19 protein-coding genes are annotated in these 22,748 nt (G+C 51.4%); 8 read left to right on the forward strand and 11 right to left on the reverse strand.

Translation table 11 applies throughout. The features are described from left to right. Positions 1 to 30 precede the first annotated feature (30 nt). Entirely contained in the window at positions 31 to 3,288 is a 3,258-nt protein-coding gene (locus tag RIC19_RS19920; RefSeq protein WP_350180121.1) for a PAS domain S-box protein, read from the forward strand. 640 nt (positions 3,289 to 3,928) lie between these two features. On the opposite strand, the gene RIC19_RS19925 is transcribed toward RIC19_RS19920, so the two are convergent. Then, positions 3,929 to 4,810 carry a bile acid:sodium symporter family protein gene (locus RIC19_RS19925; RefSeq protein WP_350180122.1) on the reverse strand — a complete coding sequence of 294 codons (882 nt, stop codon included), beginning with the start codon at positions 4,808 to 4,810 and terminating at the stop codon, positions 3,929 to 3,931. A gap of 104 nt (positions 4,811 to 4,914) precedes the next feature. On the opposite strand from RIC19_RS19925, the gene RIC19_RS19930 reads away from it, so the two are divergent. After that, entirely contained in the window at positions 4,915 to 6,054 is a 1,140-nt protein-coding gene (locus tag RIC19_RS19930; protein ID WP_350180144.1) for a VWA domain-containing protein, read from the forward strand. Positions 6,055 to 6,083: 29 nt separating this feature from the next. On the opposite strand, the gene RIC19_RS19935 is transcribed toward RIC19_RS19930, so the two are convergent. Then, entirely contained in the window at positions 6,084 to 6,860 is a 777-nt protein-coding gene (locus tag RIC19_RS19935; protein ID WP_350180123.1) for a DUF2189 domain-containing protein, read from the reverse strand. A 53-nt stretch (positions 6,861 to 6,913) separates the two neighbouring features. Next, positions 6,914 to 7,768: a tetratricopeptide repeat protein gene (locus tag RIC19_RS19940; protein ID WP_350180124.1), complete on the reverse strand. Its 855-nt coding sequence runs from the start codon at positions 7,766 to 7,768 to the stop codon at positions 6,914 to 6,916. 368 nt (positions 7,769 to 8,136) lie between these two features. Between RIC19_RS19940 and RIC19_RS19945 the strand changes: the two genes are divergently transcribed. The 3 genes from RIC19_RS19945 to RIC19_RS19955 all read left to right on the forward strand — a co-directional run bounded on the left by RIC19_RS19945 (position 8,137) and on the right by RIC19_RS19955 (position 12,317). After that, entirely contained in the window at positions 8,137 to 8,361 is a 225-nt protein-coding gene (locus RIC19_RS19945) for a heavy-metal-associated domain-containing protein (RefSeq protein ID WP_350180125.1), read from the forward strand. Between the two features lie 72 nt (positions 8,362 to 8,433). After that, on the forward strand, positions 8,434 to 8,973 hold the full coding sequence (locus tag RIC19_RS19950; protein ID WP_350180126.1) for a DedA family protein: 540 nt from the start codon (positions 8,434 to 8,436) through the stop codon (positions 8,971 to 8,973). Positions 8,974 to 9,026: 53 nt separating this feature from the next. Continuing rightward, on the forward strand, positions 9,027 to 12,317 hold the full coding sequence (locus RIC19_RS19955; protein ID WP_350180127.1) for a sensor histidine kinase: 3,291 nt from the start codon (positions 9,027 to 9,029) through the stop codon (positions 12,315 to 12,317). Here RIC19_RS19955 and RIC19_RS19960 read toward each other — a convergent pair. From RIC19_RS19960 to RIC19_RS19985, 6 genes are all read right to left on the reverse strand, one after another. After that, positions 12,314 to 12,988: a response regulator transcription factor gene (locus RIC19_RS19960; protein WP_350180128.1), complete on the reverse strand. Its 675-nt coding sequence runs from the start codon at positions 12,986 to 12,988 to the stop codon at positions 12,314 to 12,316. The genes RIC19_RS19955 and RIC19_RS19960 overlap by 4 nt on opposite strands. 181 nt (positions 12,989 to 13,169) lie before the next feature. Then, entirely contained in the window at positions 13,170 to 14,492 is a 1,323-nt protein-coding gene (locus RIC19_RS19965; protein ID WP_350180129.1) for a DUF58 domain-containing protein, read from the reverse strand. Then, the gene (locus tag RIC19_RS19970; RefSeq protein WP_502930850.1) at positions 14,492 to 15,586 is read right to left on the reverse strand and encodes an AAA family ATPase; all 1,095 of its coding nucleotides are present in this window, start codon (positions 15,584 to 15,586) and stop codon (positions 14,492 to 14,494) included. The genes RIC19_RS19965 and RIC19_RS19970 overlap by 1 nt, the downstream gene beginning before the upstream one ends. Next, positions 15,587 to 16,864 (reverse strand): DUF4350 domain-containing protein, encoded by a 1,278-nt coding sequence (locus tag RIC19_RS19975; protein WP_350180130.1) that lies wholly within the window; start codon positions 16,862 to 16,864, stop codon positions 15,587 to 15,589. Then, a complete protein-coding gene (locus RIC19_RS19980) occupies positions 16,854 to 17,633 on the reverse strand; it encodes a DUF4129 domain-containing protein (RefSeq protein ID WP_350180131.1) in 780 nt (259 codons plus the stop codon). The genes RIC19_RS19975 and RIC19_RS19980 overlap by 11 nt, the downstream gene beginning before the upstream one ends. Further along, on the reverse strand, positions 17,630 to 19,480 hold the full coding sequence (locus RIC19_RS19985; protein WP_350180132.1) for a stage II sporulation protein M: 1,851 nt from the start codon (positions 19,478 to 19,480) through the stop codon (positions 17,630 to 17,632). The genes RIC19_RS19980 and RIC19_RS19985 overlap by 4 nt, the downstream gene beginning before the upstream one ends. Before the next feature lie 103 nt (positions 19,481 to 19,583). Here RIC19_RS19985 and RIC19_RS19990 point away from each other — a divergent pair, with 103 nt between their 5' ends. Beyond that, complete coding sequence (locus tag RIC19_RS19990) at positions 19,584 to 20,330, forward strand: RDD family protein (RefSeq protein ID WP_350180133.1); 747 nt, start codon at positions 19,584 to 19,586, stop codon at positions 20,328 to 20,330. 381 nt (positions 20,331 to 20,711) lie between these two features. Continuing rightward, positions 20,712 to 21,008, forward strand: a complete 297-nt coding sequence (locus RIC19_RS19995; protein ID WP_350180134.1) for a hypothetical protein — start codon at positions 20,712 to 20,714, stop codon at positions 21,006 to 21,008. Positions 21,009 to 21,091: 83 nt separating this feature from the next. On the opposite strand, the gene RIC19_RS20000 is transcribed toward RIC19_RS19995, so the two are convergent. Further along, a complete protein-coding gene (locus tag RIC19_RS20000) occupies positions 21,092 to 21,640 on the reverse strand; it encodes a group I truncated hemoglobin (RefSeq protein WP_350180135.1) in 549 nt (182 codons plus the stop codon). 39 nt (positions 21,641 to 21,679) lie between these two features. Then, positions 21,680 to 22,081: a heavy-metal-associated domain-containing protein gene (locus RIC19_RS20005; protein WP_350180136.1), complete on the reverse strand. Its 402-nt coding sequence runs from the start codon at positions 22,079 to 22,081 to the stop codon at positions 21,680 to 21,682. A 192-nt stretch (positions 22,082 to 22,273) separates the two neighbouring features. On the opposite strand from RIC19_RS20005, the gene RIC19_RS20010 reads away from it, so the two are divergent. Further along, the gene (locus RIC19_RS20010; protein ID WP_350180137.1) at positions 22,274 to 22,720 is read left to right on the forward strand and encodes a MarR family winged helix-turn-helix transcriptional regulator; all 447 of its coding nucleotides are present in this window, start codon (positions 22,274 to 22,276) and stop codon (positions 22,718 to 22,720) included. Positions 22,721 to 22,748: the final 28 nt, after the last annotated feature.

Raw genomic sequence — 22,748 nt, forward strand, 5'->3', positions numbered from 1 at the left:
TCTGACTGTTGATCAAGCGGGCTAACAGATATGCACCAAATAAAAAGAAACGAGCTGGAGCGCTTTTTTGAGCTCTCGCTCGCCATCGGCACATCGCTCCATGCACAAGAGAACGCTAAGGTTTTTCTTAGCCAGCTTGTCGAGTCTACCAGTCTCTCTTTCGCAGGGCTTTGGCTGAGGTCAGCCGATGGTGTTTATCGCCTGGAGTTTTCCTTTCCTGCTCAAGATGAGCACTCGCCTGTGGAGGTCCCGGATCACCATCCTATGGTAAAAGTACTCGAAAAACAGCCCTTTTTCACCGAGGTCCTGAAGGAAGGGGAGGCTACTACCCGCTTTATCAATAGCCAGGAGCTTGGCCCGGGTGCTTACGGCTACTTCCAGCTGCCGGTATTCAGCTTTATGCAAATTTTCGAACCCCAGCGAACACGCCCATTTGAAGCAATTTCTATGCGTGAGCTTGCTAAGCTGATTATAAAGTTCGGCATTTCTATGGATGCCTGCATGGTGCACGCCCGCCTGAGGGAACAACAGCAGTTGATCAATCAGGTGCAAGGGCAGCTCGAAAAAAGTGTTGCTCAGTATAGTGATCTTTTTGAGAATATGTCAGATGCATTGCTCATCCTCAATGAGGATCACCAGATTGTTCAGGCGAACCGGTCTGCTCAGGCGTTGCTGGATATCAAGGCAGCCCCAAACGGGGAGCTTCCCTTTCAGCATGAGCTGCCCCGCTTTATTCACCCGGAAGACCGGGATAAGTTTGCTTATTTTTTGCAAAAGCTGCTTGACCATAAGTCTGACAGAAGCTTCCGGTGCCGGGTTTTAACCACAGGCCAGGTAGAACGATTTGTGGCTTTCAACTCCAGCCTGATCCTTAATCAAAGTGGGCATCAGTCCGGGTCGCGGCATATCGTTCGGGATATTACCAGTCAGATTGTCTACGAAAATAGGCTGAGTCAACTGAATACACAGCTAAAAGCGCTGGTTTCCAATCTTCAGGCTGCTATTATTTTTGAGGACACTGAGCGGAAGACGTTATTGGTGAATAAGCTGTTCTGTGAGCAGTTTAGTATTCCGTACTACCCCGGGGACCTGATCGGGTTAAATGCAGGGGTTTTACTCAGGGAAGTAGCCCAAAAGCATGCTCAACCGGAAGTGTTCGAAAAATGGGCTGAGGAGGTACGGCATGCAGGGCAGCTCTCTATGGGGCAAAAATTTATTATGCCTGACGGGCAGGTGCTCTGCTTTGATGCGATCCCTGTGTATTCGGGCCAAGACTACCTCGGCTTGCTATGGCAGTGCCATGATATCACTGCCCGGGCAACAGCCAAAGCCCGGCTGCAGGAGAGCGAAGAGCGGTACCGGGGGATACTGGAGAACATGGAGCTTGGCTTGCTGGAACTTGACGAGCATGGGGTCATCACTCGTGCTTTCGACCGGTTTTGCGCGATGTTGGGGTACGAAGAGTCCGAGCTGGCGGGCAGAAAACCGGGTGATGTTTTTGTGTCCCAACCCGGAGTGTACCGCGAGTGGCCGGGGCAGGCCGGGCAGGTTGCTTCTGAAGCGGTGATCTACGAGCAGCAATTTAAGCGCAAAGATGGCGCTGTCATTTGGGCGATTGTGAGCAACACCCCCATTCTGAACCGCAAAGGGCAATTGAAAGGCTACATAGGCATCTACTATGATATTACTGAGCGCAAACAATTGGAAGACCGCCTGCAGGCTGCTAAAACCCGGGCAGAAAAAGCCATAAAGGCCGAGCGGCAGTTCCTGGCAAACATGAGCCACGAAATCCGTACGCCTATGAATGCCGTGATTGGGATGACGCACTTGCTCCTCAATACGGCGACCACCCCTGAGCAAAAAGATTATCTGCAGTCTCTAAAGTATTCTGCGGATAGCCTGCTCGCCTTAATTGATAACATTCTGGACCTTTCTAAGATCGAGGCCAGCCAACTCAGCCTGGAGTCGGTGCCGTTTAGCCTGTACCATATGCTGAGCAACCTCAGGCAAAGCTTTCAGCTGAAAGTAAAGAACAAACCTCTGAGTGTAGACTTGGAGCTGGATGAAAAAATAGATCGGAAGCTCATTGGTGACCCGACCCGGTTGAACCAAATCTTTACCAATTTGCTGGGCAACGCCATAAAATTTACGAGCCGGGGTACGATTGGGATCAAAGCGCATTTGCTGGACCGTACCGATACGCATATGCACTTACAGTTTTCCGTTTTTGATACCGGCATTGGTATTGCTTCCGAAAAGCTGGAACTGGTTTTCAAGAATTTCAAGCAGGCGGATTCCGATATCACCAGAATGTACGGTGGGACGGGGCTTGGGCTTTCAATTGTGAAGCAGCTGGTAGAATTGATGGGCGGTAAAATCTGGATAGAGAGTGAGGTGGGTAAAGGGACCGCTTTCCTTTTTAACTTATCGCTGCCCATGTCTGATCAGTTGGACAATAAAAGGGCCCCAATCAGTTTGGCAGATGCTGATCACAAAGACCTGCTCCGGTCCCTTTGGGTGCTCTTGGTGGAAGACAACGCGATGAACCAAAAGCTGGCTGGCCACATTCTTAAAGGGTGGGGTTGCCATTTTGAAATAGCCAGTAATGGCATCGAAGCGGTAGAAAAAACCAGGGAGCAACATTTTGATATCATCCTGATGGATATTCACATGCCGAAATTAGACGGATGCGAGGCAACGGCGCAAATCAGGGCAGACCCGGCCAATCCCAATCGGAACTCCCAAATTATAGGATTGACAGCCGCTGCCATGCTGGATGAAAAGAAGCGGGCTATCGAAGCAGGCATGAACGAGTTCATTACTAAACCTTTCTCACCTGTAGCGCTATCAGAGCTTATGCTCAAAAGCCTGCAGCTTAGTACCACCTCTCAAGAAAAGCAGTTAAATATGAATACGGACAAGGAGCAGAGTTCTTCACCTGTACAGATCGATCTGACCTACCTCAACGAGTTTAGTGGTGGGGACCAAGCCTTCATCAAAGAAATTATTCAAACCTTTTTGGAGGAAGCCCCTGCAAATGTAGTACGCTTGTCGGAGGGGCTCAGCCAGGAAGACTGGGACACCGTTTACAGAATGGCGCATCAACTTAAACCTAATTATATGATGCTTGGCATGTCTGCACAACAGGAAAAAGCCCTGGCTGTAGAAAAACTAGCGAAAAACGAAACGGAAAAAACAGGGATACACGAAACGGTAAGGCAGCTTGTGTCAGATACAGAGTTGGCTTTCCCTCTTCTGGAAGGTAAGCTATCGGAGCTGGAGGCTTAAAAAGGTTAGTTGCTCTCGTGTTGATTTCAATTTACTTTTAACGCTCCAGATATTCATGCGCTCTTTTATGAATGAAATCAGCCTATAGCAACTAACCATAAATACACCTAAAAACCCATATATATTAACCGATACGAAAACGTACGGTGATTGTCTTGTGATAAGTTATGGGGAGGAAGCCTCTCTGATAACATTCCCCATTAAAAAGTAAGGCTTCCTCCAACATAACACAATTTGGAAGCTACGCTTTAGTAACTTCGTTCTCATTACCAATAAATTCTGATTCATAAGTTGTGCCAAATTTACAAACACTTGTAAATCAGCAAATAAAAGGTATTTATTCAATTGATATGATCCTGTAATTAGACATTGTTCCTGTTTTGGGAAAAAGGTCAATTGGGAGTCCGTTGTAGGCAAATGCACTGCATACCCGGCGTTTTCATGGCCTTACATGTTTTTCACATTTTAAGAAAACTAAAATGTTTGTTTCTTTACCGAACCCCCAAAAAACCGATAAAAGATTAAATGTGTTGGGAGAATTGTAGCCTTCTGAGCTTAACGCTCAGAGGGCTTTTTTACGCTCGCTACATCAGCACATCTCAGACAACTGCCAGAAGGAGTAAAAGGCCACGCCACTCCCCTATCCCCGGTGCTTATCAGCATATCGTTTGGCAAAGTAACCAAAGCCAAGGGTGGTAAAAAAAGAGAACATCGCATACACCAAGGTTGGCTCAGCCATTTGTTCGTCCCCGATCATGACTGTAGCGACAAGGAGCGCAAGGGTTGTATTTTGCAGCCCCACTTCGATCCCAATGGTGATCGCATCATAAGCGCCGCCTTTGAGCAGCCGGTATGCAGCCCAATAGCTCATAGACATCGTAATGAAGTGGAAAGTGAGCATGATTGGCGCAAGTATTACAATATCGCTCCACTCAATTTCACTACCCCCGCTTTCTTCACTGCCAAAGAATTTGACTGCAAAAACGGTAGCCAGAAGGAGTGTGGTTATAATTTTCACCGGTTGTTTTAAACGTTCTGAAACAGCTGTATACCGACGGTGAAAAAGAAGGCCCAGTGAAACAGGAAGCAGTACAATAAAAAACACATTAAGCGAAGTTTCAGCGGCAGAAAGGGAAAAGGAGGCAGAGGTGTTCATGAAAATATGCGCTCCCAGGTTAACCCCCAGGGGTATCGTTATCAGGATTAGTAAACTATTGATGGCGGTCAGCGAAATCGAAAGTGCGGTCTTGAGCTCCAGCAAATAAGCAATAAAGTTGGAAGTGGCGCCACCGGGGCAGAGCGACAAGATGATAATCCCCAGTTTCCAGGCATTGCTGATCGGCAACAGGAAACACGCCAGCAAAGCAACGGCAGGCAAAAAGAGCATTTGCAGCCCCAGCCCTAATAATACGAGCTTTGGCCGGGCAGCAATCGCTTTGAAGTCGGAAAGCTGCAGTGAAGAGCCGACGCCAAACATCGTCAGCGCAAGCACAATCGGGATGAGAATATCTATAAATGCCATATTGGATTGAAAATGTGCGAAAGGCGGCGCTATCCATTACCTTTGTGTAAAGAAAGGTAAAAGTTATAAGTTTGGCTAAAGCCAGGCTAAATTCAGGATTGAAATTGAAAGAAGCTCAGAAAACAGAACGCTGGCGGCTTATCCTGGGGAAACAATCCGACCCCTCGGCAACCGTACCGCTTTCCGGTAGTGCCAAAGGGATGGACAAGGTCCTGGAAGCCCTCTATGACAGCGACCGTAAAGGCGGGCTGGGCAGCTCTGCGCCTAATGTCAACCGGTGGCTGGGTGACATTCGCCGTTATTTCCCAACGCCGGTGGTGCAGCTTATGCAGCGCGATGCACTACAACGCCTGGGCCTGGAGCGCATGCTTTTGGAGCCTGAGCTTTTGGAAGCTATTGAGCCCGATGTGGAACTCGTGGGCACCCTGCTAAGCCTCAATAAACAGATGACCGATGAAACGCGCGCCTCGGCACGTATCGTCATTAGCCGTATTGTCAAACAACTGGAGCAGCGGCTGGAGTTTCCGCTCAAGCGGGCTATCCGGGGCAGCCTCGACCGGGCAACGCCCAACCGGCGCCCCCGGCTGAATGAAATCAACTGGAACCGGACCATCCGTGCCAATTTAAAGCACTACCAGCCCGACTACAAAACCATCATCCCGGAGCGATTGCACGGATACGGGCGCAAGCGGTCCCGGCTAAAAGACGTGCTCATCCTCGCTGACCAGAGTGGCTCTATGGCGGCCTCGGTCGTTTACGCCGGCATCCTGAGCTGCATCATGGCTTCTGTATCGGCATTGTACACCAGGTTTATTGCCTTTGATACCTCAGTAGCTGATTTGTCAGAACACCTGTTGGACCCGGTAGACCTTTTGTTTGCCACACAGCTGGGCGGAGGAACAGACATTGCCAAAGCAGTCGCCTACGCACAGCCGCTCATCCGCCGCCCCAATGATACGATCCTGGTCCTCATCAGTGACTTGTACGAGGGCGGCCGGCCGGAACGGCTGCTTGCTCAGGCTGCCCAAATCAAAGCTGCCGGCACTCAGTTTATTGTCTTGCTTGCGCTCAATGATAAGGGAGCACCAGCTTACAGCAGAGATATTGCAGCGCAATTGGCAGCACTGAGCATTCCATGTTTTGCCTGCACGCCGGATCAATTCCCGGGCCTGATGGCTGCCGCTATTCAGCAACGCCCTATCACAGAATGGCTCGCGCAGGAAGGCATCCCTGTAAAGCATTAGAGCCTCTGCGTGAACCTCCAAACATGCTCTTAGTCGATCAGGTGTTCTACCAGGTCATCTTCTTGTTCTGCCAGCAGCTCCGTCACCTCAGCGAATGCCGCATAATTGGCACAGATTAAGATGGGGAAAGTCACCAGCGCACCGACGAAGAAAAACAGGAAACCCAAAGCTGCCATTAGGCCCAGGATCAGCAAAAAGAGAAAAAATATGCCCCATTTTTTGCTGATGATTTTCCGGCTGCTCTCCATGGCTTCCCAGAAGTCCATGCCGTAAAAGGCGATAAACAGATAAGACCAGGCGTAGGCTATGGAAAGGTATATAGCTGGCAGCGTCAGGAGGAAGGACCAGACCGGGAAGCTCGGCGGCTCACCTGCCATCACCGGGTTACTAAAGATGTCATAGAGCCAGTCGGTTGCACCATACATATACCAAACCGCCAGCAGTGGGATAAAGGTGGCGAAGAGAATCAGATTGGTTACCAAAGCCGCCAAAGCGAGCTGCCCAACGTGATCAAAACCTTTGAAAAAGGTGCCAAATTCAAGAGGTTCCTTATTGTTAAGTTTATGCGCAGCCAGGTAGCCTCCTACAAAAAGGGCTGGCGATAAGACCAGGTTGGTGAGTATAGACCCGATGATCGGGATAAAGCTGGCGACGCTAAGGATCATACCAGCCAGGAAGGCAAAGCCAATGAAATTGCCGGCACTTTTTTGGAAAAGGGAGGCCCCTTTGCTAATGTACTCGCCAAGATCAAATTGGTAGCCATCTTCGATGATGGTATTCAGTCGGTTACGTTGTTGTTCAGTCATGGAGTTTAGCTGGATATTTATTAGAGTTTATTATAAACCCTATTGGTGAATATTTACAATTGATGGACCCGGAAGTCCGCGAAGTTCTTCAGTGAGATGACTTCCCAGGCTTTGAGTACACTGCGTACCTCTGCCTGCTGCCGGGCCGCAATGGCGACTAATAGTTCTGGTGCAGCATACCTGCTGAATGCATAGTACTCCGGTTTACCCTTTGCGGATCTGACCGTAGCAGCCTGAGCCGCGTTGCCCCAGACCTCAAAGCCCATATTTTGCTCCTGGCACAATTGCTGAAGCAGTTTGATGTCTTCCTCTGTGGCTTGCAGCAGCGTACAGGAAAAGGTACCGTAGTGCCCGCACTTTTTCAGGCCCAGCTCGTCGTAGATCGGTAAGCGGTGCATGCCGCTGCTGTGATAGCCCCTCACCATATTGTCAATCAGCACCAGATCGCCATAACGCCGGCCTGATGCCGGCTGTGGAATGGAGCGGATATAGCCAAGGCAGGGGCTGATCCTCTGCACCCACAGGACTTCAAACTGATTTTGAAATTGCAGCCTTACCGAGACGGGCTTCAGCGAATGCTGCCCGGTTGTATTCCAGCCAAACTTTTCCCAAACCCTCCGGGCCTGCCTGAGCTTTCCCAAAGCAGTTGCTGCCAGGCCAACATCCCACCAAGCCTGGCGGTTAGACACCTCTAAAGCCACCGCCTTTTTGTTGTAGTAAAGCGCTGGCTTCCATTCTCTGCGGTACTTGTACATGTGCCCCAGCCGCAGGTAGGGTTGCTGCCATTGAGGTACTTCTTTGATCACCCGCTTATACAACTTTACAGCATTATAGGGGTCAGCTGCCGCTTCGTATTGCCGCGCCTGTTCAAATAGTGCTCGGTGTTGCTCTGATGGTTGATTGCTCATCTTATCTCCTCTGCCTTAGAGTATGTTTGGAGTATTTTTTATACTGATAATCAATGCTTTAGGAACCTTGGCGTCCAGTGCTGGCAGTCATTTAGCCTGCTAAACTCCTTTCAAAACGGTTAGCCAGAACCCTAAACCATTGATTTTCGCTAACAAAACACCTCCAAACATACTCTTACCAAATAAAAAGCCGGTTGTTTCCGAAACAGGATTGGGGCTATAGCATCAGGCGGTTTGGCCTAAATTCAGGGATAAGATAAGCGTTAAGGCTTTTGATCCCAAATTTTGGGCCGTATTTACCGCTTCCTGCTCCTCAACTATCCGCTTTTACACGACGTTTTAACCCCATAACCATCGCGTAAATTTCTATGTCGACTAAAAAATTCAAAACCACCATTAATTGCGGCAACTGTGTCAAAGCGGTTACCGGCTTTCTGAGCGACGTGCCCGGCATCGATCATTGGGAAGTAGACACCAGCCACCCCGAAAAAGTACTATCCGTCAGCGGCAGCAGTTTCGAAGAAGCAGCCGTTATTGAAGCGGTGGAGGATGCGGGTTTTGATATCAGCCCTGTCGAAGTAGCAAACAGGTAATTGTTTTTACGTTTGCCTGATGCACTTTTAGCGCAAAACGGAGACCTTTAGATCATCTAAAAAACCAGCCTCATGGCAGAATGGATTTCATCGTTGGGCTATTTGGGAGCTTTTCTCGGCGCTGTGCTCGAAGGAGAGGTGGCTTTTCTGACGGCGATTCAGGCTACGCGGTTGGGGTATCTCAATTTTTATTACGTGTTGCTTGCGGTATTCTTAGGCGCACAGGTGGTTGACTGGTCTCTGTACCTTGCCGGGCGGAAAGGTGGCCAAAAGGCGATCGACCGCCGGCCGAAACTACAGTTCCGCTTCAATCAGATGTCAGCTGCCGTTGAGGAGCGATCCACGCTCCTTCTGCTTGTTTATCGTTTTATGTATGGTTTTCGTATCGTTTTGCCTACCCTCTTTGGCGTAGCGAAAGTGCCGGTAACCCGCTTTGCCGTATTTAGCTTCATCAGTACATTGCTTTGGGTAACCATCGTGGGCAATTTAGGGTTCTTTTTCTCTGAGCCTTTACTCTACGGGCTGTCAGCGGTAAAGCCCTACCTGCCGGTCTTGCTTGCTCTGCTCGCTATTGTTGCCGTACTGTTCTTCCGGTATCCATTTACCCGATAGCCTGTTTCTGTTCAGGAACACTTATCTTTGGTTTGCAGGGACGAACGCAGAGCATGAAGCAACAGCTATACCAGAATAGTTATAAGACCACAACGATCAGGCGATTGGCAATAGCCTGTTGCATATTCGTGCTGCTGCTGTTTTGTATGGGGTTGCCAGCGCAAAACTTTCAGAGCAAATTCGGGAGTATCAGTTACCGGGATGGGATAGAAGGCCATGCGCCTCATACCAGTATGATCAGCACCGATGGGAGGTTATGGATTTACACCGAAAAGCAGCTCAACTGCTACGATGGGTATACCGTAAAAGCGTTCTCCAGCGATAGCCCCCCGGCTGTTGCGAAAATCAATGGCCTGCTGCTCGAAGCACCCGATGGCACAATCTGGGCCGGTAGCTACCAACACGCCCGGCAAAAACAGCTGCTTTTTGGCGAGAAATTTGAAATCAAAGTACTTGGCCCTGAAGAGGAGCTAACGGATTTTAATACGTTCTACAAAAGTCAGCTGCCCTTCCATACGAATGACATCATCAATGTTTGCAGCAACGGGGTGCCCGGAGCCCCTATCTACGTCATTACCAACAAGCACAAGATATTCCGCTACGATGAGGCGGGCTTCCATGAAGTTTTGGAACACAACTCCGGGCAGTTGATCAACACCGTTTATCCGGTTTCGGATGGTACCTATCTGATTGGCCGCCCTGGAAAAATAGAACAGGAAGACCGTTGGGGAGCAATATTGAATACCTATCAGGTGCCCATTGCACCGATGCAGATTATACAAGCCGGCCCGAATATTTACTCGCTTTTGTTTTTGCCGGAAATCACCTACAATGGCGAACTCTGCAGGCATCTGATGCTGTACCTTGGACAAGGAGTCAAACCTTACCTTGAGGTCAGTAATGACAACCAGATAGATATCACCCAAGCCGTTATGGTCAAGCTTCAGAAGGGCAGGCTTTGGCATATCGTTAGCCGAAAAGACTGGCAAGTGATTGACCAGGAAACCAAGCAGTCCTTTTCATTTAAAGAAGCTTATCCGGAGGAAGTCAATGGGTATATTATCAATAATTACCCTCAGGAGCTGTACTTCGATGAGGAAGGCGTGGCTTACGCCACACTCTACTCCAAGGTCCTGGCACTGAAAATTTCCAGCCTCCCTTTCCGAAAGCTATTTACAGAAGAAGGGCTAAACAGTATGCGCAGCTTTGTCCCTTACCGGGAAGACACCATACTACTGAGTGCCTACTCAGGGCTTTGGGGCTACAATCCGGTCAGCCATGATACTTACCGGATCAACAGAGCTGCAGATCAGGTCTGGCTGGATGCCCTTCAACTAGCTCCGGATACCATTCTGACTTGTTCGCATAATTCTCGACTTAACTTGGTTGACGGAGCTGGCCGCGTGTACCGGCAGGTGTATCTACCCAAGCCTTTTGGTTCGTTTTTGAGTGTGCATTCACTGCTTGAAGATACATCAGGGCGTATTTGGGTAGGCACAGCTGCTGGACTAGCTGAATATCACCGCGGAGACACCTTGTACGATCATTGTGCGGATATCAATACTACCGGAGCGCTCGGCAATGCCTCAATCCGGCACCTGGTTGAATACCAAAACCGCATCTGGATAGCGACCAACAAAGGGCTGTACAGTATGGAAGCGGATACCCGGGCTGTACAGCACCACCTGGATGGCGACACCATTGTATCGCTCAACTACCTCTACTGGGCTGCACCGGATACCTGCTGGATGGCTACCAATGGCAGTGGGCTGTGGCGATGGACGCCTTCTGATGGCGCCCTACGAAAGTACAACCGGGAGACCGCAGGGCTGCCGAATGATGTCCACCATGCTGTATTCACTGACGGGTCGGGGCGCTTGTGGATCCCCTCAAACGACGGGCTGATTTGGTTTATGCCGGGTACCGGGGATTTTGGCACCTTTACCCGCCAAAGTGGCTTGCCCGACAACGAGTTCAACTATAATGCCCACCTTCGGCTTCCCGATGGGCGGCTCCTGCTTGGCGGGGTGGCCGGGGCAGTGGTCTTTCATCCCGACAGCCTGCTGCTAGGGCAGGAGCAGAATGTTTCCCTCAACCTGGTCTACTTTGGGGTGCCAGACAAAAAAACAGGCTTGTTGCAGGATCGTACTGCACAGTGGCACCAAACGCAAAGGATTGATTTTTCTCCACTGACCAATATAGCGTGCCACCTCAAAGTCCATGTTGCTTCTTACCTGCCCCTCAAAAACCACCAATACGATTATCGTATTGATGGGCAGCACGATAGCTGGATCCCGATGAGTAGCAATGAGTTGGTGATTGGCGGGTTGCCGTATGGCGAATATCAGCTACGCATCAGAGGCCGCACCACTACTTATTCGCATCGGTCCAATGAATTGCGCATTCCAATAGTGGTACACCGGCCCTATTACGAAAAATGGTACTTCTGGCTGTTGGTTGGTGTGGGCACCTTTGGAGTGGGCTTTTTACTCTTCCGCTTCCGTTTGAGGCAACTCCGGTTTTCGGAGAAGCGGCTGCGCCGGGAAGTGGAGCGGCGCACCAAAACCATCGAACAGGACCGGCAAACGATACTGAGGCAAAATGCAGAACTCGAACAGCTCAACGAGGGGAAGGACAAGGTCATGTCCATCATCGGGCACGAGATCAGAGGCAACCTCTTTTTCATTGGCAGCGCCACCCGCCAAATTCTGCAGACGCTCAAATCAGAAGATTATGACAGTGCGGCCGCACTGAGTCAGAATATTCACCTCGCTGCCCTGCGCATGGAAGGGGCGATTGAAAACCTTACCCGCTGGGCCTCTCTGCAGAATGGCAAGATGGTGGTCCGGAAAAGTGACGTTGAGCTTAGTCCGCTACTGCAACACCTGGTCAGAGCGCATCAGCCGGAAGCAGATCGGAAAGGTATAATACTTAGCGTGGAGGATTCAGGTAGCCTTACTGTATTTGCAGACTCCAACGCTATGAGTATCTGCCTGCAAAACCTGTTGCGCAATGCCTTGAAATTTACAGATCAGGGTGGGGAAGTGGTAGTGTCGTGCTATAAGCAAGGGGGAAATGCACACATTGAAGTAAAAGATTCCGGCATTGGTATGACTCCGGAAACCATTGACCGGGTCACTTCAAATACACTAACGCAAAGCCAGGTAGGCACCTCAGGCGAAGTGGGCACCGGACTGGGATTGAATATCACCAGAGAGCTCATTGAAAAGCAATCCGGCTCTATTGCTTTTGAGAGTGAAGTAGGGATAGGCACTACGGTAATCATAACCCTGCCGTTGCACAAAAAGGCAACGCCAGGGTCGTCACCACCAAACACACTCTAAATTTCCAGCACCTTTTCGATCAGTTCCCGCCGGCTGCTGACGCCCATTTTTTGGTAAAGCTCCTTGACATAGTGCCGCACCGTATTGATAGAAATGTGGTTTTGGTCCGCAATTTCCTGATAGCTCTTTTCTTCCAGCAATCCATCCAGTACTTCTACTTCCCGTTTGGAGAGTAGAATGCCCAGTGCTTTGGATAGTTGTCCAATATTGACTTGCCGGTGCGGCACCTTCCGGTTTTGGAAGGCTTGCAGTAAATTGGCGGAAATGCTAGGCTCCAGAAATGCCCCTCCTTCAAAAGTGAGCTTCACCACCTCAGCCAGGTCAGGCTGGGGGTCCGTCCGTTTTACAAAGTAACCGTCTGCTCCCGCTGCTATGGCCTTGGCCAATAACTCCGGGTTGTCGTGCCCGGTTACCATAATAACTTTGGCACCTCCGGTCAGGCGTTTGATCTTAGGCAGGTGGGTAATGCTTTCCTGGCCCCGCAGGTCCAGATCCAACAGAATAATATCCAGCGAAAGCTGCTGCGTTAATAACGCATCAAAAAAGCTTTCTACAGAAGTAGCCATAATAACGCACTTGATCTGATGGGTCGATAGCTCCAAAAGCATCTTCATTTGCTGTAGCAGCAGTTGCTGATCGTCTATGATCGCTGTGCGTATTATTTGCCCCAACTCCTGTTTGTTTGGTGAATTGTAAGTTAGAAAAGAAAACAGCAATAGAAACGAAGGAAACTCAAAAATGATTTAAAAAGATGGCTTTAAAGGTCAACTTAGAGCGTGTTGGGGCTTTTGTCTTCTAGTCGAAAACTAACCATTTTTTGGTTAGACCGATTACTAAAGTCCCGACAAGCTCTTAAATCAACCCCCTGGATTTCAGCTCCAAATATTTATTCACCGTATTGACCGAAAGGTCTTCAGGGCGGGTGAGAACAGCCTGAATGCCGTATTGCCGGAGCTGATGCACCATTTGTGCCTTCTCATTGAGGTATTTGCGGGCCACCGTTTGCAGGTAGATGTCCTCGATGTGCTCCGCTTCTTTTTCGATAAAAGTGCGGATTTCGGTATTCTCAAAGAAGATGACCACCAGTAGGTGGGTGCGGTTGATACGGCGCAGGAACGGGAGTGCCCGCTCCAGAGCAAACCGGCTTTCAAAATTGGTGTACAGCAGAATCATGCTCCGCCCGGCAATCAGCTTGCGGGCAGCGTAGTACAACAGTTCGTAATTGGCTTCCACCTGCCGCTCCTCCTCGGCGTAGAGGGCATTGAGGATTTTGTTGAGTTGCATGGCCTTGCTGTCGGCTTTGACGGTAGCCCCGATTTTATCCGAGAAGGTAATCAGCCCCGCCCGGTCGTATTTTTTAAGCGCAATATTGGAAATGGCCAGGCTGGCGTTCACCGCATAGTCCATCAGGCTCAGCCCCTTAAAGGGCATCTTCATCACCCGGCTTTTGTCGATGATGGAATAAATCTGCTGGGAGCGCTCGTCTTCGTACTGATTGACCATCAGTGTGCTGCGGCGGCTGCTGGCTTTCCAGTTGATGCTGCGGTAGTCATCACCGCGTACGTAGTTCTTGATCTGTTCAAACTCGTAGCTGTGCCCGATACGGCGGATTTTCTTAATGCCGGGGTGCTGAGCAATGCGGTCGAGGGCGCGCAGTTCCAGTTGCTTCATCTGTAGCACAGACGGATAAACCGGGATGGTCACTTCCGCGGGCGCAATCCACCTCCGCTCCAGCAGGCCGATGGGTGAAGACAAAAAGAGGTTGATATCTCCAAATGCATACCGCCCACGCTCCACCGGCCGGAGTGTGTACTGCAGTTTTTCTGCCGCCCCCGGCTGTAGGCCCACCCGGTATTCAAAATCCCGCCGCTGGAACTGCACCGGCAGTTCATCAATTACACGCAGGCGAAGGGGCAGGTTAGCCTTGCTGTTTAGCGTTATTTTGATCGGGTTTTCATCCCCCAGGCCCATCATTTTAGGCGTATGCCGGGTGGCACTGACTTCCAGCTGCCTGCCAAACAGCAGAAGCCCATCGAGTATGACTACCGCCAGCAGCAGCACAAAAATGGCTTGTGAAGCAGGCAGCAAGACCGGCACCCAGAAGCTGACCACAAACAGCAGCACCAGGCCTCCGAAAGCCCAAAAGAACCGGTTGGTGAGGTAAATGGCTTTCATTAGCGGGGCACTTCAATCTTCTGTATAATCGACTGCACCACCTCGCGGGTGGTATAGCCTTCCATCTCCCGCTCCGGCGTGAGCATGACCCGGTGGTTGAGGACCGGGTAAGCCACATACTGAATGTCATCGGGGGTCACAAAATCACGTCCCCGAATGGCGGCTATCGCTTTTGACATTTTCAGAATGGCCAGGGAAGCCCGGGGGGAAGCGCCCAGGAAGAGGTCGCCGTTATTCCGCGTATCGTGCACAATGCCCGCAATATAGTCCAGTAGTTCATCTTTGATGTGCACCTGCTGCACCAATGCCTGGCATTCCTGGATTTCCTGAGCATTAAAAACGGGACGGACCGTGCTGCGCTGTGCCATACCAAAATCCGAGCGGAACCGCCGCAGGATCAGCTTTTCTTCTTCCAGGCTGGGGTAATGCAGGTTAATCTTGACCAGGAAGCGGTCGAGCTGCGCCTCCGGCAGCTTATAGGTCCCCTCCTGCTCAATGGGGTTTTGGGTAGCAATCACAAAGAAGGGCAGCTTCATGGGGTAGGTCTGCCCGTCAACCGTGACCTGATACTCTTCCATTACTTCAAACAGGGCGGCCTGTGTTTTGGCGGGCGCCCGGTTGATCTCATCAATCAGCACCACATTGGAAAAGACCGGCCCCGCGTTGAAAGTGAACGAGGACTGTTGCATATTGAAGATCGTGGTGCCCACAACGTCGCTCGGCATAAGGTCGGGCGTAAACTGAATGCGGGAAAAATCGACCTCCATAGCCTGAGCCATCAGTTTGGCGGTGAGGGTTTTGGCAATACCGGGCACCCCTTCCAGCAGCACGTGGCCTCCGGAAAACAAGGCGGCCAGCAGCAGCTCCAACATTTCTTCCTGCCCGATAATCAGCTTTTGCAATTCTTCTCTGACGCGGCTTACCGCAATATTGATCTGTTGCATAGCCGGGTTGGGCGGCTGCCACTGCGCATCTGCTTGGGGCGGCAGCGGCGGTACTTCCTGCCGTTCATCATCGGGCCGTTCCTGCGGCTCCTGCCGCCCGGCATCCTCTTCCGGGGTATTCCAGGGTTCATCGTGCTCGTCCAGGTGCATCTATTTGCTGTTTTGGTAAAAATGTTCGATTAATTGGTGAAAGTCCGCTAGGGACTTGGCCGACATAAAGGTAGAGGTTTGGATGTTGCGGTTAAAGGTAAGCAGGCGTTGGATATGCGCTTCTGCCACCCCCGAACGTTGTGCCAATGTTTCAACCGCCTCTTCATTCAGCTCCTTGATATTGTACCTCCGGCGAATGTGCTGCTTTAGCATTTTGATTTGCTGTAAAGCCAGCTGACGGTGGTTGTTCTGTAGGAAATATAAGCGCCCGATCATATTCAGAAACTCCAGTGAAGTGTTCTCATTCGGCTCCAGCACAGGGATAACACGCTGCTGCCGCTTGGCGCGGAAAATCAAATAGAGTATGCCCATGCTCAACAGCAGGTACCACGCCCAGGTGAGGGCCGGCTCGCTCAGGATGAAGCCCAGCGGGCTATTGGCGCTCAGCCGCCTTTCGGGGAAAGGGTCCGGTTGCCCGTCCGACTTTTCTGGCACCTGACTGTAACGGTCCCAGTATACGGGCCCGGTGGCGTCCAGGTGGATCAGGACGCGGCGCAGGTACTCCAGCCCGTTTTCTTCAATGAGGTGGTAGTTGGTAAAGGCCAGTGGGGTGGTGTGTAGGTACACATACCCGTTGCCATACGCCTGACGTGTGAAGTTATAAAGGCTGTCGTTCAGGGTGCCCAAGGGCAAAAAGGAGGCTTCCCGGCCACAGAATAGCGCTTGCGGCAATCCTGTCCAATAGTAGTTTGCCGGATACCCCCGATCTGCAAAAGTGTACTGAAAATTGGTATCCACCTGAAGGTCAGGGTGCACAAAATTAAGCCCGGCGGTGGAGTCTTCCACCAACTGGTATTCGTCCCAACTTGTACCCTGGCAGTAAGCCCGGGTGGAGAATAAGGATGACCCGATCAGGTCCGGCACTGTTTTGCTGGCAATGAAAGCCGTATTACCCGCCGCGATAAAGTCCAGCAAGGCTTGTTGATCGGCGGAATCCTGGTACAGGGCCTGACCAAAAAAGAGGTAGACCGCATCCGAGGGCAGGGAGTCGAGCTGACCGCGCAGGCTATCCCGCAATATCGTCAGGCTATCCTTACGGAAATGGCTTTCCAGCATGGCCGTCAAAACAGACGTGCCGTAGGGCGCACGGCTTTGGCTCTCGTAGGTCTCCCGCCAGTCTACGGGCTCCTTCCGGTCGCTGCGGAAGAGCAGGGTCAGTAACACGCCAATGAGCAGGAGCGCTACTGCAATGATTATAGTGCGCCGCCTACTGAGCATAATCTGGTTTTAAATCCTGAATGCGCTGTGCAAAATCCTGAAATCGGGGTGCAATCGACTCGAATGCGGCCTCGTCGATTTGCTGATCGCCGTACCAGACCCGCTCGAACAGCAACGTCACCCTGCGAAAATCAGCCTGCAGTGGCGTACCGCTCAGTTCCTGCACATATTGATTATTGGTTTTGTCTTTCTGCCAGGCCACCTGTTTCTTGTGGGCCAGCCCCTGTAGCAGCACCAGGTAGTACAAACGTACCGCCAGGGTATATTCCTTATTGTTGATGGCCTGTTGCAAAAAATCTTCCAGCTTCACTTCGGGCAGGTCTTCTTCTATGGCTTCCAAATCAATGCCGGAGCTAAAGCCTTTTTCAATGCTCGGGTTCCCCGGCGGCCGCTTGAGCCCCAGCAGGTAGCGGATAATCACCGCAATGAATACGGCAATAAGAATCCAAAAAAAGAGGCGCAGCAGCAGCGCTGCCGTTTCTCCACCTACCCAGGGCTCAGGGGACGGTGGCGCCTCGGCCTGAGGCCCTTCCCGTTCTCCTCCGCCCCGTTGGTTTTCACTTTGCCCGCTGCGCTCCCGCTCCTGACGGGGCTCCGGCACTCCATAATCTATGCCCTCCTTGGCAGCTGCCCAGCGTTCCCGGTCTACCTCTGCTGGCCTGACCTCCTGCTCCAGATAGGATTGTGCCGGCAATGGCGCCAACCCTGCCCCAAAGGCGAGCAGCGCCGGTAAAAGCCATCTTATTATCCGTTGCCCTTTATGCATCATCTCCTTTCTTTTTCCAGCCCTCTGATCCGCACCTGCTGCCCGATTTGTGCGATGCGCGTTCGCAGCCCGGGCGCCTCCTGTATTTCCAATAAGGTGTAGTACAACAGCCCGCCGCCGAGGAGGAGCATGGCTCCGACCAGGTACAACAACCATACGCTCAGCCAGGCCAGCAAGACTACGCTTAGCTGAGCCATCCCTGCCTCGTCGAGCTGCACCACCCAGGTCACCAGATCGAGGAAGAACCAGGCCAGCACGGTATTGACCAAAGAGTAAAACAGCAGCCCGATCAGCATGAGCATGAGGGACAGGCTGAAGATACGGCTGAAGTTGGCGCTCCATAAAGAGAGGCTTTTGCTGAAAGCCGCCAGCGAATTGAGCCCCTCCCGGTAGCTGCAGTAGCCCCAAACCGCAGGAATGACAATGAAAAGGACGGACAGAAAAACCGTGTACCAGTCGTTGGTGTACAGCAGGGCAGTCAGTGCGCCCATGGGGGGCATCAGGTTGATGAATGCGATGCCCACGGACCGTTTGTAGCCCGGCCGCTCTTCCTGCGCCAGTTTACGGAAGACCAGCAGCGCAATAACGGAGAGGTTTAAAACATGGGCAAACGGGATGAGCGGAGCGAAGGGGTTATTGAAAAATTGGGCGAGGTGCCCAAGCCCCAAAAATACCCCGGATGGAAACCGGAAGCGGTCTTCCGGCAGTGCATCGCCCGGCAAAAAAGCAAAAGCGGTAAACAGCAGGGCAGCTCCGGCAGTGGTCAATAAAATAACCCCAAAGTGGCGTTTGTACACGACAAACAAGTCCGTAAACAGCTCCCCGGCCGACCGGATTTTGGTAAACGACAATTCCGACCGTGCATCCGGCGTAAGCCGCGTATCCCGCACCGGCTGATCAAAGCCCACCCGGGCTTTGATCCGTGGATACCAGACAAAGTACAGGAGCACAAAAGACAGGCAGAGCAGTATGAAAAGCGCCCGTACGGCATCTGGGGTCTCGGTGTGCCGGGTCAGGTAGCCCTCAATGAAGCCTGCCAAAATGATGATCGGGGCGATGCCAACCATGATTTTGATGCCCCGACGTGCTGATTTCTGGAAAGCCTGTATGCGGTTGTAAGTGCCCGGAAAGACCAGCCCCTTGCCCATGGTGATGCCCGCTGCACCAGCAATAATGATGGCCGAAATCTCCAGCGTACCGTGAATCCATACCGTCAGGAACGACTCCCAGAATAAATCCTGCTCAATGAAAAAATACTGGAAGGCGCCCAGCATAATGCCGTTGCGGACCAGTACGGCAATGGAGCCTATGGTGAAGAAAGCACCGGTCACGAAGGTCAGAAAGGATACCCAAAGGTTGTTGAGCGTGATGCCCAGCGACATCTCAAACTCGCCTTTTTGCTTGTACACGGCCATGGGGTCGCCAGAATCGATGTTCTCCAGGGTCATATCCACATAACTATCGCCGAGGATGACCCGCAGGAACTCCGCGTCACTGGCACTGGATACCATACCGATGAGCATAGCCAGGGCGAATACCAGAAAGGCAAACCGGAACTCCCCTCTGGCCTCGTACACCAACTGCGGCAACTCGTCTGTCCAGAAGGTGACCAGTCGGTGAGCAGAAGACCGGCGGTTGCGGTAGAGGACGGTAAATACCCGTTGGGCCAGCCCGTTGAGGTACACGCGCACTGAGCGGTTGGGGTAGAACGTACGGGCGTAGGACAAGTCATCGGTGACCTGCACGAAAAGCTCATCCAGCTCTTTGGGGTCACGCCCTTCCTGGTCCAGAGCCTGGTCAAAGGCCCGCCACTTGTCCTTATTTTGCTGAATGAATTTCGTCTCGCGCATGCGGTGAGGTTGTAACTCCTTTACAGGAAGCTCTATTTTAGGGAAAATGTTGCAAACCGTGAATTATTTGCGTTAGTTTAGAGGACAAACTTGTCTATTTGCTTTGAAGACTATAGAAATCAAGACCGCTCAGAATGTCGTCATTGAGTATGAGCTCGCGCTGCTTCGTGAACGCGCTATGGCTTTTCTCATCGACCTCTTTATCATTCTAATGGTATTTTTTGTGGTTGTGGTCCTGATCTTTGGCCGGATCCTGGGCAACGCCATTGAGGGCAGCATGCTGGGCGGTGTCCTGTACGGGCTCTTTCCGTTGATCCTATTTATCGGGTACCATCTGTTTTCCGAAATTATGTCCAATGGGCAGACCTGGGGCAAGCGCGCTATGGGCATTCGGGTGGTGCGGATTGACGGGCAGGAGCCGGGGCTGAGCGATTATCTGCTCCGGGCGGTGTTTCATATCGTTGATGCCGTTTTTTCTTCCGGTATTTTGGCGGCTATTTTTATCAGTTCCTCCACCAACAATCAGCGCCTGGGGGATATGACGGCCAATACCACGGTCATCCGCCTGCGCCATCAGTTGCAGTTCGGGCTGTCGGATATTCTGGGCATCAACTCCCTGGACAACTACGAGCTGACCTATCCGCAGGTGCAACAGCTGGCAGAGGAAGACATGCTGCTCATTAAAAATATGCTCACCCGGTACCGCAGCCACCGCAACACAGCCCACGACCAAGCACTTCTGGAACTGACCACCCGATTGCAGGAATTGCTGGATATTGAGGAACGCCCCCGGGATCCAATCGCCTTTCTCAAAACGCTGATCCGTGATTATATCGTCATCACCCGATAGTGCTTTGGAAAGTTTGAAAAGCCGGGTGTTCGGAGATGAGCGGAAGGCACACTTCCCCCCGGCTGGGGGAAACATGCGACTTCTCCGAAGTCGGGCTCCTGTGGTGTTGCCAAGGTTAAGAAGGTGTAACTTCTCCGAAGGCTTGCAGTGTTTAAGAGCGTGTTGGGACTTTACACTTCGGGCTGCTCTTGCCAAATTTTGCCCTGCTCTTAATGCTTCCTTAACAGCACGAAGACAACATCTGCCCCCCTTTTCGCATTTACATTACTAAATGGTCCGTCAATGCTGACCACATTGCCTTAATAATTTGTGCTTGCATACATTGGGTAAAGTTGATAAATGCGACGGCTGCCCAAAAAGTACAGGACTAAAAGCAACAAGATGAAAAAGACATTCATGATAGAATTCGACCTGCCACAATCTTTTGATGAAGAGTTTATGGCGCTCATACCTAAGCAGCGTTACATCATCAATACCATGCTGGCAGACGGAAGAGTTAAAGCGTATTCCCTGTCTATGGACCGGTCCAGGCTGTGGGCCATTATGACCGGTACTTCGGAGTTTGAAGTAATGGAAAACATCGCGCAGTTGCCCCTGAGCGAGTATATGAGCCCGAATATTTCGGAGCTGATGTTCCACAATACTTCTGATGCCGTCCTGCAGTTCTCTTTGAACTAAGAGTATGGTTGAATTACGTTAAATAAAAGAAGCCGCTTTGAGCTCATGCTCAAAGCGGCTTCTTTCGTTAGATTAAGAGCCCGTTACTGCTGTACGACATCTGCTCTTAACGTCTCCAGGAGCGCGCCCACTTCCCCGATCAGGTCCTCAGGTACGTTGTTTTGCATAGCCCCTTCGGCTACCGCAGCGACAAACGCATCATAGGCGGCATCCGTAGACTTCTGTGCCATTCGGGGATTTTGCGCCGGGTCGTGCGCACTGACCATGTCCATACCATCATAGGTATAGTTTTCTGCACCGGTGGCGACACAGAAAAAGTCGGTAAGATTTTCGCTGAGCACAGCCAGGTTAGTCGTGTTGCCGTTGCCGACTTCTGACAGTAAGGAAGCGAAGTAGGGGCTCAGAACGGGGTCAGCGGCAATCACAAAAATGGAGCTGTCCACCACCGAGCGTAGACCCAGGCGGCCCTGTTCTATCATGCCGCCCGTTGCCGGGTCAGCCACCATATTGGTCCCGCCCAGCTTCTGGTAGAGGGTGTCCTCCGCCATCATCGGTTCTTCATCATCATTATCACAGGCCGTAAAAGTCAGGCAGGCCATGCCAAGCAGTAAAATCAATAATCGAGTGTTCATGTTTTCAGTTTTAAATATTATGGAATGGTAAATGGTGTTTTAAAATGGCCAGACCTGGCCTACCAGCGCTATGGCTTTACTCAGGGGAGCATTAGGCCCGGTGACCGGGCAGCCTGACGCTGCCATTGACGCCGGTACTTCAAAAAGATGCGCCCCCACAGCTGTAGATTGCTGAACAGCAGTCAGGACCGCCCCGCGCTCCTGTTCGCGCAGGTCATAGCTAAACGTCAGGGTGCCCGCTTCCGGATTGACATAACAGTGTTTTACACCAGGTACCTGCATCACCGCACCCCTGACCGCCTGAACATCCGGTCCGGGCAGAGGGGCAGCAAAGTCGATACGGCTCATCTGAACCTGTGCGTGGGGCAGAGGCTGCTGCCGGTTGAGTGCCAATGCAAAGAACAAAGCCATGCCTATCGCCAGGGCGCTTGCTGTCAGCAAGCTTCTTTTTGAATGTTTTGCCATTGTTTTTCCCTGATTTACGGGAGATGCAAAGGGGGCGGATCAAAAAACCTGCTCTTTTTTTTGACATTTTTCTGATTTTTGTGTTCCGCTCCTGAGGCAGTAAAAAAACAACCCCTGTTTAAACTTTATTGAAACAACTGTGTTTTCGTTGCAAACGCAACTAATTGGATGGATCATTCTGCTGAATTCCCTATTAACTCACTGGTGTTTCTGACCAATCGTGTCGGTCGGTTGCTGGCCCATGAAATCCGGCACCGCACAGCAGTGGATCAGTGGGGGGTGTCCCCTCAGCACATGGGCATTCTGGTGGATCTGTGGATGAAGGAGGGCGTACGGCAGCAGGACCTGGCCATTTCCAATATTAAGGATAAAGGTACTATAGCCCGTGCCCTACAGGTTCTGGAAGAGGCAAACATCCTGGTACGGGTACCCGATCAGGAAGACCGCCGCAATAAGCTGATCTACCTGACCCACCGGGGCAGGGCCCTGCGGGAAAAGCTAATGCCCGAAGCACAAGAAACAGTCAAAGAAGCCACCGCAGGCATAGCAGAGCAAGATCTGGCCACCTGTCAGCGTGTGCTATGGCAAATCTACCAGAACTTTACCAATACATAAAAGTTGCAAAATCAACAATTAAAAGCCA

This window comes from Phaeodactylibacter sp. (genome assembly GCF_040219495.1).
Lineage (GTDB): Bacteria > Bacteroidota > Bacteroidia > Chitinophagales > Saprospiraceae > Phaeodactylibacter.